This is a genomic window from Mesorhizobium sp. WSM4809 (assembly GCF_055811655.1).
The window spans coordinates 235,207-247,455 of the sequence record NZ_JBVVQW010000003.1; the positions used below are offsets into that span (position 1 = coordinate 235,207).

General features: G+C 61.8%; 10 protein-coding genes. 2 read left to right on the top strand and 8 right to left on the bottom strand.

Annotated features, from left to right (window positions below; translation table 11 throughout):
• Positions 1-7: 7 nt before the first annotated feature.
• The 6 genes from AC0L24_RS09250 to AC0L24_RS09275 are packed head-to-tail and all read right to left on the bottom strand — an operon-like array spanning position 8 to position 7,145.
• Complete coding sequence (locus AC0L24_RS09250) at positions 8-967, bottom strand: ABC transporter ATP-binding protein (protein ID WP_292135265.1); 960 nt, start codon at positions 965-967, stop codon at positions 8-10.
• Entirely contained in the window at positions 964-1,935 is a 972-nt protein-coding gene (locus AC0L24_RS09255) for an ABC transporter permease (protein WP_127397495.1), read from the bottom strand. Before AC0L24_RS09255 ends, AC0L24_RS09250 begins: the two co-directional genes overlap by 4 nt.
• Entirely contained in the window at positions 1,935-2,951 is a 1,017-nt protein-coding gene (locus AC0L24_RS09260; RefSeq protein WP_063167981.1) for an ABC transporter permease, read from the bottom strand. Before AC0L24_RS09260 ends, AC0L24_RS09255 begins: the two co-directional genes overlap by 1 nt.
• A gap of 38 nt (positions 2,952-2,989) precedes the next feature.
• Positions 2,990-4,651: an ABC transporter substrate-binding protein gene (locus tag AC0L24_RS09265; RefSeq protein ID WP_128288101.1), complete on the bottom strand. Its 1,662-nt coding sequence runs from the start codon at positions 4,649-4,651 to the stop codon at positions 2,990-2,992.
• A gap of 18 nt (positions 4,652-4,669) precedes the next feature.
• Positions 4,670-5,575 carry a proline iminopeptidase-family hydrolase gene (locus tag AC0L24_RS09270; RefSeq protein WP_127810445.1) on the bottom strand — a complete coding sequence of 302 codons (906 nt, stop codon included), beginning with the start codon at positions 5,573-5,575 and terminating at the stop codon, positions 4,670-4,672.
• Positions 5,576-5,630: 55 nt separating this feature from the next.
• Positions 5,631-7,145 carry a leucyl aminopeptidase gene (locus tag AC0L24_RS09275; RefSeq protein WP_127810446.1) on the bottom strand — a complete coding sequence of 505 codons (1,515 nt, stop codon included), beginning with the start codon at positions 7,143-7,145 and terminating at the stop codon, positions 5,631-5,633.
• 234 nt (positions 7,146-7,379) lie between these two features.
• Here AC0L24_RS09275 and AC0L24_RS09280 point away from each other — a divergent pair, with 234 nt between their 5' ends.
• Both AC0L24_RS09280 and AC0L24_RS09285 read left to right on the top strand, forming a co-directional pair.
• Positions 7,380-8,282, top strand: coding sequence for a LysR family transcriptional regulator (locus AC0L24_RS09280; protein ID WP_127397238.1), 903 nt, complete (start codon positions 7,380-7,382; stop codon positions 8,280-8,282).
• Between the two features lie 243 nt (positions 8,283-8,525).
• Complete coding sequence (locus tag AC0L24_RS09285) at positions 8,526-9,983, top strand: NCS1 family nucleobase:cation symporter-1 (RefSeq protein WP_127268714.1); 1,458 nt, start codon at positions 8,526-8,528, stop codon at positions 9,981-9,983.
• Between the two features lie 37 nt (positions 9,984-10,020).
• Here AC0L24_RS09285 and AC0L24_RS09290 read toward each other — a convergent pair whose 3' ends face one another.
• Complete coding sequence (locus AC0L24_RS09290) at positions 10,021-10,557, bottom strand: DUF1697 domain-containing protein (RefSeq protein WP_473563663.1); 537 nt, start codon at positions 10,555-10,557, stop codon at positions 10,021-10,023.
• 18 nt (positions 10,558-10,575) lie between these two features.
• Positions 10,576-12,204, bottom strand: coding sequence for a CTP synthase (locus AC0L24_RS09295; RefSeq protein ID WP_164895606.1), 1,629 nt, complete (start codon positions 12,202-12,204; stop codon positions 10,576-10,578).
• Between the last annotated feature and the right edge of the window lie 45 nt (positions 12,205-12,249).

The window sequence follows — 12,249 nt, forward strand, 5'->3', positions numbered from 1 at the left end:
GGTCCGCTCATGCCTGTGCCACCCTGAAGCATGCCGCGGCATGGGTGCCGCTCCCGAGGTCGGGCTTGCCGGCCTCGCAGGGCTCGTAGTGAACAGGGCACCGCGGACCGAACGCACAGCCCTGCGGCAATCGCAGCAATGACGGCGGCGAACCGGGAATGGCCGGCAAGCGCCGTGGTTTTTCGCCGGTCAGCGGCGGGATCGAACCCAGCAGCGCGCGCGTATAGGGGTGTCGCGGATCGGAAAACAGCTCCGCGCGACTGCCGCGCTCCACCACGCGGCCGGCATACATGACCATGACCCGGTCGGCGAGGTCGGAGACCACGCCCATGTCATGTGTGATGAAGACGACCGCCGACTTGTGCGTCGCGCGCAGCTTGCGCACCAGATCGAGAATGCCGGCCTGCACCGTGACGTCGAGCGCGGTGGTCGGTTCGTCAGCCACCAGAAGCGCCGGATTGCAGGACAAAGCCATTGCGATCACCGCCCGTTGACGCATGCCTCCGGACAGTTGGTGCGGGTAGCGCGACATCGCCTCGTGCGGGTTCGGAAAATTCACCTCGGCCAGCAGTTCCTCCACGCGCTCCATCGCCTTGGACTTGCTGATGTTGCGATGCGCGCGGATCTGTTCGGCGATCTGCCAGCCGATCGTGTAGACAGGCGTCAGCGCCGTCATCGGATCCTGGAAGATCATCGCGATCTCGTTGCCGCGCAGCCGCCTGAGTTCGCGCGCGGGCAGTCCCACGAGTTCGCGGCCTTTGTAGCGGATCGACCCTTCGATGGTGGCGTTGGGATCGGTGATGAGACCCATGACGGCCAGCAGCGACACGGTCTTGCCGGAACCGGACTCACCGACGACGCCGAGGATTTCGCTTTCCTCGAGGTCAAAGGAAACGCCATCTATGGCCCGCACCAGGCCATCATTTGTGCGGAAGGAAACTCTGAGGTCGCGCACCGACAGTATCATGATGTCCTCAGGCGCGGATCGAGAAGGATGTAGACGAAATCGACGACCGCATTGGCGACAACCACGAACATGGAAGCATACATCACCGTTGCCATGATCATCGGAAGATCGAGATTCTGCAGCGCGTCATAAGTGAGCTTGCCGATGCCGTGCAGCCCGAACACCACCTCCGTCAGCAAGGCCGAGCCTCCGACCAGCGCGCCGAAATCCAGGCCGAACAGGGTGACGAAGGCGATGAGCGACGTGCGCAAGGCATGGCGCAGCAGGATACGGGTTTCCGACAGCCCCTTGGCCCGGGCCGTGCGGATATAGTCTTCCTGCAGGGATTCGATGATTGCCGCGCGCAGCACGCGCCCGTAAATACCGATATAGAGAATGGACAGTGTGATCCAGGGAATGACCAGGGTCAGGAACCAGCCCTTCGGATCATCGGAGAAATTCTTGTAGCCGAGCGGTGGCACCCAGGAGAACGCCCAGCTGTCGTGATAGCGGCTCTGGGTGATCAGGTTCATCACTTCGCCCAACCAATAGACCGGCATGGAAATGCCGAGCAGCCCTAGCGCCATCAGCAGCTTGTCCAGCCAGCTGCCGCGCGTGGCGGCGGCGGCGATGCCGATGATGATGGAGACCACCACCCACAGGATCGCCGCTCCGAACACCAGCGAGAGCGTGACCGGGATCGAATCCATGACGGCGGGCACCACCTTCCAGCCACGATTGACGAAGGAGGTCAGGTCGCCGGTGACGAAGATCTTCTCCATCATCGTCACATATTGCACGTAGAGCGGCCGGTCGAAGCCGAAGCTGTGGCGTACCGCCTCCAGCACTTCGGGCGATGCATTGCGGCCGGCGATGCGCGCAGCCGGGTCGGCGCCCGGCGTTGCGAAGAAAATCAGGAAAACGATGACCGAGATGCCGAACATCACGAACAGCATCTGGCCGAACCGGCGCAGGATTGCGTAGATCATCAGTCGCGCCCCAGCCGAACCTTGGAGCGCGGATCGAGCGCGTCGCGCAGGCCGTCGCCGAAGACATTGAGCGCCATGACGGAAACCGCGATCGCCAGGCCCGGCACCAGCGCCACCAATGGCCTGGTGTAAAGCAGCGCCTGTCCGTCCTGGATGATGGTGCCCCAGCTCGCGGCCGGCGGCTGAACGCCGATCGACAGGAAGGAAAGGGCTGATTCCGTAAGCATGTTCAGCGCCATCATAAGCGGCACGAAGACGATGAGCGTGGTGGTGACGTTGGGCAGGATGTCGCGCCACAGGATGCGCCACCCCGGCACGCCCAGATTGATCGCGGCCAGCACGAACTCGCTTTTGCGCAGTGCCAGAACCTGCCCGCGTATTGGGCGGGCTACATAGGGCACGTAGACGATGCCGATGATGATGACAGGCAGCCACAGGCTGCCGGACTCGATCTGGATCGGTCCGATCGTGATGCCATGCGCGATGGTGACGATGGAGAGCGAAATCGCCAGCAGATAGATCGGGAACGCCCACAGTATGTCGAGGAACCGCGACAGCACCGTGTCGGTGACGCCGCCGAAATAGCCGGCGATCAATCCCGCCGCCGTGCCCAGGATCAGGGTGAAGATGGTGGCTGCTCCGGAGATCAGCAACGAGCTCAGCCCGCCATAGAGCATCCTGGCCATGACATCGCGCCCCTGGCTGTCGGCGCCGAGGAAATAATTGCCCAGCCGCCAGGTCGGGCCGAGCGGTGTGTAGCCAAGCCCCAGCCCTTCCGTCGATTGTTCCATCACCGGAACGTCGGCACCGTCGATCTGGATGACGGCGTCGAGCGTCGAGGCGAAGGGGTCCACGCCTGCCCATTTTGCATAAAGAGGCGCACTGAGGCAGGCAAGGACGATGAGGAGGAACACGGCCAGCGACGCCATGGCAGCCCTGTCCCTTGCCAGCTTCGCAAACGCGACGGCCCAGGGCCCTCGCGTCTTGCGCGGCGCGGCGACAGCTACGTTCGACACGGACGTGCCCTCCGCGGTTCGTTACTGCACCCAGGCCATCACTGCACCCAGGATTGGGTGATCATCCAGTTGAACTGCCGGTTGAACTTGAAATTGCCGAGACGTTTGCTGACAAAGTCAAGCCGCTTCGGCGTGAAGAGGCCAACGGCGGGTGCCTTGTCGGTGACTTGCCTGTCGATTTCAGCCCACATTTTGTCGGCGGCTTTCTGATCGGTGACGCCGAGGTCCAATGCCTTTTGCATCTTGGCGTCGATTTCCTTGTCGCAGAAGCCGGCGATGTTGATCGAGGCGTCCGAACCTTCACGGAAGGAGGCGCAGCTGAACAGGATGTTCAGGAAGTCCGAAGCCGCAGGATAGTCCTTGTACCATTGGGTAACGGACATCTGCACCTTGTTGTTGGTGTTCTGGATGTAGGTGAACTGGATGTTCGACGAGATCGGCTTGACGTCGGCGACATAGCCGATGCTGGTCAGAACGCTCTGCAGATAGACGCCGATGGACCGCGAAATGGCGGTGTCCTCGACGATGATCGTCACCTTCTGGCCCTTGGTGCCGGAGTCCTCGACGAGCTGCTTTGCCTTGTCGAGATCAGGAGCCGACCATTTGGCGCCCGGATTCTTGGTGAAGGGGCAATAGTCTTCATGGCCGGGGAAGTCCGGGGGCAGGACCTGACAGACCGGCGAGGCCAGCACCTTGCCGCCGAACAGCTTGACCAGCGTGTTGCGATCGATCGCATAGGCAACGGCCTGGCGGGCTTTTTCATTGTCGAAGGGTGCGAGACGGTTGTTCAGCGGCGCGTACCACCAAGCCGAAAGCGGTGAGATGTGCAGCTGGTCCATGGACTTGCTGCCCAGTTCGCCCAGGCGATCGCTGGGCAGAGCGTCGAACATCCAGTCCGCTTCGCCGTTCTGGATCGCGGTGACGGCTGCCTCTTCGGACAGGCCGAAATCATATTGGACGACATCCGGATAGCCGTCCGGCTGAGCTTCTTCGCTCCACTGCTTGAAATTGGGGTTGCGGGAAACCGTCATGCCCTTGTTCGGGTCGAAGGCGGAGATCATGTACGCGCCGGTGCTGGGAATGGGCTTGGAACCCATGTCTTCGGCGGGCGTGTCCGCCGGCAGGACCACGGCATGCGGCAAGGCAAGCTTGTAGAGCAGCTCGGCATCCGGCTTGGTGATGTTGATGGTGATGGTGCCGGCCGCTTCGTCGCCGACAACGCCGCCTTCCAGCGTGCAGCTCTTGGTGTCGGCCAGGCATTTGTCGGCACCGACGATACCGGCATAGAACGTGCCGGAGGTCGGTCCGGAAACCTTGAAGATGCGCTGGAAGGAAGCAACGATGTCCTTCACGCCAAGATCCTGGCCGCTGGAGAACTTGATGCCCTTGCGCAGCTTGAAGGTGAAGGTCTTACCGTCATTGCTGACCTGCGGCAGGGCCTCGGCCAGATCGGGAACGATGGTGAAGCCGTCCATGCCCTCGGCCTTGCGGAAGGCCACCAGGCCGTCATAGATCGGCTGGTACATCTGCCAGCCCTGGTCCGTGTAATTGATGTGCGGATCGAGCGTTCCGGCCGCGGAGCGGGCCAGCAGGCGGATGGTGCCGCCTCGGTGCTCCTTGAGATATTCGGCCTGTGCCGGGGCCAGCCATGTACCGGCCAGCAATGCCGCGGCTGTTGCCGCCAGAAGCAGTTTCTTCATGTCTTCATTCCCCTTTTTTCAATTGTCGTTGTGGTCCAGGAAGTCTCCCACTACCCGCATGCATGCATCTTGCTCTTCGACATGCGGCATGTGGCTGGAATGCTCGAATATCTCCCAGCGCGACCCCTTGATGCCGTCCTTGTAGGGCTGCACGGTCGCGGGCGTGGCCTCGTCGTGACGTCCGGAGATGATCAGCGTGGGAACATCGATGGCCGGCAGACGGTCGACGATGCTCCAGTTCTTCAACGTTCCGATGACGTGGAACTCGTTCGGTCCATTCATCAGATTATAGACGGTCGGATTGCGCACGACCTGGGCGAAACTTTCCGTGACTTCGGGCGGGAAAGGCACGACCCGGCAGACATGCCGCTCGTAGAACATCATCGTCGCCGCCTGGTACGCTGCGTCGTCCGTCGTGCCGGCCTGCTCGTGCCGGGTCAGGGTCTCCTGCACATCCGCAGGCAGATCCGCACGCAACCGGTTGGCCTCTTCGACCCACAGTTTCATGGAAGCCGGCGAGTTGGCGATGGTCAGCGACTTCAGGCCCTGCGGCCGCGTCACGGCATATTCGGCGCCCAGCATGCCGCCCCAGCTCTGGCCGAGGACGTGGAAGCCCGTCCGAATGCCGAGATGGTCGACCAGGTTTTCAAGCTCGTCGATGAACAGCCCAGGTGTCCAGAAATCGGCGCCTTTCTCAGGCAGCAAGGTGGAATTGCCGCAGCCCAACTGGTCGTAGTGGATGACGGCGCGATCCCTTCGCGCAAGAAGCTTGTAGGCATCGACATAGTTGTGAGCGACGCCCGGGCCGCCATGCAGGATCACCACAGGCGCCTTTTCGCCACCGAGATCACCGGTGACCCGATACCAGGTCTCGAAGGCGCCGAAAGCGGCCCGTCCTTCCATGCCTATGATCTCAGATGACATCCCAGTTCCCAGCGCGTTTGAAGGCATCTTGTATTTGTCCGTGACGGCAGGCGCCCTAACTCATGTTGCGGGTGACCTGCACCCATTCTTCCAGCATCTGCACGCCAAATGCCGTGGCGCCTTGCCTGCCGAGAGGCCGATCGGTGTCGGTCAGTTCCTTGCTGGCGATGTCGAGATGCACCCAGGGGCGGTCTTCCGTGAAGTGACGCAGGAAGGCCGCCGCATAGGGAGCGTCGCCGTCTTCCATGTCCTTGGCATGATGCCTGAGGTCCGCGAACGGCGATTGCAGACCCTCATCATAGGCCCGGTCGAGCGGCAGCCGCCAGAACCGCTCGCCGACCGTTTCTCCGGCCGCGATCATCTGTGAAGCGATGGCATCGTCGGTGCTGAATAGGCCTGCGAATATCGACCCCAGGCCACGCGTCACCGAATAGGTCAGCGTCGCCAGATCGACGATCACCGAAGGGTTGAAGCGCGTGGCTGCATAGTAGAGGCAGTCGGCCAGAAGCAGGCGTCCCTCCGCATCCGTGTCGAACACTTCCACTGTCTGTCCCGAGGCCGTGGTGATGATGTCGCGCGGTTTGAGCGCGGTGCCCGATGGCATGTTCTCGGCGATGCCGAGAACACCGACAACGTGTACCGGGCTGCCTTGCCGGGCGAGCGCGATCAGCAGGCCGACCACAGCCGCCGCTCCGCCCATGTCGGCTTTCATGTCGAACATCTGCGCTCCGCCCTTGATGCAGAGGCCTCCCGAATCGAAGCAGACGCCTTTGCCGACGAAAGCGAGTGGTTGGGCGGGAGCACCCTTGCCGCGGTAGCGCAGGACAGCGACCCGTGGCGGACGCGCCGAGCCCGACCCAACGGCGAGGAGCGCGTTCATGCCGAGCTCCTTCAGTTGCGCGGCATCGAGCATTTCGATGTCGATGCCGGCTTCACGCAGCGGCTCCAGATGATCATGGAAATTGTCGGGGTGGAGATGGTTTGGCGGCAGGTTGACCAAGGTGCGTGCATATTCGACGCCGTCGGCGATTGCATTGATCCGCGTCAGCGCCGCGGTCAGATCCGGGCCGCCGGCTCCGACTAGTTTCACCCGCAAGGTTCGATCCGCTCCCGCTCCTTGCCGCCGGTTGCGCATGTCGAAACGATAGCGGCGCAGCCGCATGCCAAGCGCGACACGCGCCAGGATTTCGGCGCCGGATAGTTCAATGCCAGCGATGGGGTCCAGGACCAGAGTGGCCGCGCATTCCCCCTTGCCTTCCAGATGTGCGGCAAGCAGACCGCCGGCGCGCGCCAACGAGAGGGTGGTTACGGCTTCGGCTTTGCCCAAGGCCAGGACAACCACGCGCTTGGTCGATACTGCCTGCGGGGCGATAAGATCGATGCAGGTGCCGAATCCGGCCAAGGCGGCCGGGTCAGAGCATGCACGAGAGAGAATCCCGCTCATCTCAGCGTCCAGAGCCGCTGCCCGGGGACCAAAGCCTGGTTGGGCAGTTTGCAAAATCACGACGACGGAGGTTTCCGCGGAAATCTCCTCCGCAGCTTCGAAGACCGGCGCTGGCGATTGAGGCATAGGCTGGCGCTCTCTCCAATTGCGGCGATACCGAGCAAAGCTTCGCTCTCCACCGGTGAGACTGGTCAAGCCGGTCTCAGCCGTCGATGGTATGGTACCGGTGTTCCCAAACAGTCGCTTGAGACGACTTAATTGCTCTTGTCCTCTGGGTATCCCCTAAGGGGGCAGGCAATCAAACGCGAATTCTGCCCATGTCGATTGACAAAAACTCAACTGACAATTCATGATCGTCCAATGGCCCTTCCCTCACTCAATGGCATGCGCGCTTTCGAGGCCGCCGCTCGCCTCGGCAGCGTCAAGGACGCGGCGGAAGAACTGCATCTGACACCCTCGGCTGTCAGCCGCCACATCCGCGCGCTTGAACGAAATCTTGGCCAGGACCTGTTCGAACGCGGTTTTCGCCAGATAACGCCAACCATCAGGGGCTCCTACTATGCGCGCAGCCTCTCGGAGGCGTTCGAAGCCATCTGGCGCGCCACCGATGACGTCAGCCTCTCGGACGGCTCGCGCCACGGCAAGATCCAACGGGTCCGGGTCTTGTGCGTGCCCACCGTTCTGAACCTTTGGCTGGCGGACCGGTTGCCGAACTTTCGCCGGTTGCATCCGTCGGTGGATTTGGAGATCTCCACTTCAGGCAAGCGCGCCAACTTCGATTTGGCCATTGTCGACGAGTTCGTCTACAAGGCCGGCCCGGCTTTGACGCTGCTGATCCCGCTGCTTTTGACCCCGGTCTGTGCGCCTTCGCTTTTGGAGGGGCCTGTGCCGCTGCGATCGCCGGCCGATCTGGTCAATCATCATCTGATCCATGAATGCGAAACCATGAGATGGAAGCGTTGGCTGGAGCAGGAAGGCGTTCTGGAAACGACGCCAAAATCCAGCACAACACTGGATGATTGTACGCTCATCATGCGCGAAGCGATCAATGGCGCCGGAATAGCGCTTGCGGACACGATCATGGCGCAAGATTTTCTACAGCAAGGCAAACTGGTCGCGCCGTTCCATGTCCGTCACACCTATCCGGCCGGCATTTACCTGCATCAGCGTCGCAGCATCGGCAACAAACCAGGCACCGGCCTGTTTCAGGATTGGCTGCTCGCTGAAGTCGCGGACCACAAGCAGGTGATGGCCATCGCTTAGATGGCGCCGACCGAAGATGTCGGCAGCCACCGTTTCAGATTGGAATCCCAGCGTCGAACTTCGAATCATCCGTGCCGGGTTCAGCGATGACCCACCATCGCCTTGCATCGATAATCGCAGTTCTCATTGAATATCTTTAAGGCCAAAGCCGGCAAATAGGTTGCTTGTCGGTTCCCCTGCGGCAGGCTTAACCTGCACGCGGTCAACGCGTGAGGGCGCGTGCTGCAAAAGGGGAACATTGCCATGACGATACAGGGTGCTTCACCTGATCTGTACAACGAGGATCTGGCTCCGGCCAAAGTTCGAAACTGGGGACCATTCTCGATCTTCAACGTCTGGACATCGGACGTCCACAGCCTTTGGGGCTACTATCTTGCCGCCAGTCTGTTCCTGTTTTGCGGCGGCTTCGTCAATTTCATCATCGCCATCGGCATCGGATCGCTGATCATCTATGTGCTGATGAACATGGTCGGCTATGCCGGCGTGAAGACGGGCGTGCCCTACCCCGTGCTTGCCCGCGCCTCTTTCGGCATCTGGGGCGCCAACATACCGGCACTGGTGCGCGCCATCGTCGCCTGTTTCTGGTACGGCGCGCAGACGGCCGCCGCCTCGGGCGCGATCGTGGCGCTGCTGATCCGCACACAATGGTTCGCCGATTTCAACGCCAGCACGCATTTCCTCGGCCATACCGGCCTGGAGGTGATCTGCTTCGTGGTCATCTGGGGGCTGCAACTGCTGATCATCCAGAACGGCATGGAAACGGTGCGCCGCTTCCAGGACTGGGCCGGCCCCGCGGTTTGGGTGATGATGCTGATCCTGGCGATCTATCTCTGCGTCAAATCCGGGAGATTTGCCTTCACCAGCGATATCCCGATGGACGTGCTGCTGGACAAGACGAAGGACGCGGGCGTGCCGGGCACGCCGGGATCGTGGACCTCGCTGTTTGCGGTGGCGGCAATCTGGGTCACCTATTTCTCGGCGCTCTATCTCAACTTCTGCGATTTCGCCCGTTACGCGCCGGACAAGGCATCGCTGCGCAAGGGCAACATCTGGGGCCTGCCGATCAACCTGATCCTGTTTTCGCTGGTCGCCGGCGTCACCACCATTGCCGCCTTTGATGTCTATGGCGAGGTGCTGCTGCATCCCGACCAGATCTCGGCGAAATTCGACAGCTGGTTCCTGGCAGCGCTCGCAGCCTTGACCTTTGCCGTGGCAACCCTCGGCATCAACGTGGTGGCAAACTTCGTCTCGCCGGCCTTCGACTTCTCCAACGTCTTTCCCAGGCAGATCGACTTCAAGAAGGGCGGCTATATCGCGGCCGTGATTGCCCTGCTGCTTTACCCCTTCGCGCCGTGGGAAGGCAGTGCCGCTTCCTTCGTCAACATCATCGGCGCGACAATGGGGCCGATCTTCGGCGTGATGATGGTCGACTACTACCTGATCCGGAAGGGCGAGGTCGACGTCGAGGCGCTTTATCGCGAGGACGGCGAGTTCCGTTTCCAGGGCGGCTGGCACGTCAACGCCTTCATCGCCGCCGGCATCGGCGCCATCTTCTCGTCGATCCTGCCCAACTTCACCAACTGGCTGCCGTCCTGGTGGGGCGTCTATGGCTGGTTCTTCGGGGTGGCGATCGCCGGCATTATCTACTACGTGCTGCGCACCGCCGCCCTTGGCGCAGGCGCCAAGACCGCGAAAGCCTGACGAGGTGAATCTGGGGCGGCGAGAGCCGCCCCAAAACCTACCCCAGCATCTCGGCCAATCTGCGCACTGTGTTCCAGTTGCGCGACGTGCCCGTGCCCATGCGCTTGTGGTTCATTGCCGCAAGCAGCCGCGAGCTTGGCCTCTCTCGCGAAAAGACGACCCAGATGTCGCCGCCGAGCGAAGTCACTTTCTCGTCCTCGGCGGCATAGGCCTGCAGTGCCGTCACGGCCTGCTCGGGTGCAGGCTTACGCATCACGCGCACCGCCACCTGATCCGCGGTCGCATTCGATTCCATCGGAAACGGATTGCCGGCGGCAAGCTTCAGCCAGTCCTCGGCACCGCGCACGATGATATCGACATGGCGGCCGAAGGTTTTTTCGAAGGCTGCCTCCAACCACTGTTCGAGGTCGGCGATATCAGTTGCCGGTGCCTCGAAGACCAGATTGCCCGTCGCCACCAGCGTGCGCGGGTTGTTCAGCCCGAGCTCTTCGGCCATGGCCTTGAGGTCGGCCATGACGACCCGTCGCCCCTCAGCCAGGATGATGCTGTACAGCAGTGCGACATAGGTCTGCATTGCCGCCCGACCTGATCGCTACACCAGCCGGCTCTGCTCCACGGCCGCCTCGATGAAACTGGCGAACAGCGGATGCGGCTCGAGCGGCCGGCTTTTCAGTTCCGGGTGATACTGCACGCCGATGAACCACGGATGGTCCGGGTATTCGACCGTTTCCGGCAACACGCCGTCGGGCGACATACCGGCAAACACCAGGCCGCAATCCTCGAGCCGCTCCTTGTAGTCGACATTGACCTCGTAGCGGTGGCGATGGCGCTCGAAAATCTGTGTGTCGCCATAGATCTCGGCGATCTTGGAGCCCTTGGCGAGCTCGGCCTGATAGGCGCCGAGCCGCATCGTGCCGCCGAGATCGCCGGTTTCGCGGCGCTTCTCCAGCATGTTGCCTTTCAGCCATTCGGTCATCAGGCCGACCACCGGTTCCTCGGTCGGACCAAACTCGGTCGAAGACGCATGTTCGACGCCGGCCAGCGACCGCGCCGCCTCGATGCAGGCCATCTGCATGCCGAAGCAGATGCCGAAATACGGCACCTTGCGCTCACGCGCGAACTTCGCCGCCAGGATCTTGCCTTCCGCACCGCGCTCGCCAAAGCCGCCTGGGACCAGGATGCCATGCACCTTTTCCAGCCAGGGCGTCGGATCCTCTTTTTCGAAGATCTCCGATTCGATCCAGTCGAGCTTGACCTTGACGTGGTTGGCAAGGCCGCCATGCGAGAGCGCCTCGATCAGAGATTTGTAGGCGTCCTTGAGGCCGGTATATTTGCCGACAACGGCGATGGTGACCTCGCCTTCCGGATTGTGGATGCGGTTGGATACCGCCTGCCACGGCTCCATGCGCGGCTTCGGCGCCGGATCGATGCCGAAGGCGGCCAGCACTTCCGAATCGAGCCCTTCCTTGTGATAGGCCATCGGCACATCGTAGATATGCGGCACGTCGAGCGCCTGGATCACGGCACTTTCGCGCACATTGCAAAACAGCGACAGTTTCCTACGCTCTTCCTTGGGAATGGCGCGGTCGGCACGGACCAGCAGGATATCGGGCGCGATGCCGATGCCGCGCAGCTCCTTGACCGAATGCTGAGTCGGCTTGGTCTTCAGCTCGCCTGCCGTCGGGATGTAGGGCATCAGCGTCAGATGGACGTAGACGGCGTTGTTGCGCGGCAGGTCGTTGCCGAGCTGGCGAATAGCTTCCAGGAATGGCATCGCCTCGATGTCGCCGACCGTGCCGCCGATCTCGCACAACACGAAATCATAGTCGTCATTGCCGTTGAGAACGAAATTCTTGATCTCATCGGTGACGTGCGGGATGACCTGCACGGTTGCGCCGAGATAGTCGCCGCGCCGCTCGCGCTCGATGATGTTCTTGTAGATGCGGCCGGTGGTGATGTTGTCCTGCTGGTTGGCGGAGCGGCCCGTGAAGCGCTCGTAATGGCCAAGATCAAGATCGGTTTCCGCGCCATCGTCGGTGACGAAGACTTCGCCATGCTGGTACGGCGACATCGTGCCTGGATCGACATTCAGGTAGGGATCGAGTTTTTTGATGCGTGCGCGATAGCCTCGCGCCTGCAGGAGAGCCCCAAGGGCCGCTGCGGCAATGCCTTTTCCAAGTGAGGAAACCACGCCGCCTGTGATGAATACATATCGCGCCATGGGAGTCATCGCTTAACGCGGCCGGATTGATTCCGCCAGAGAAAA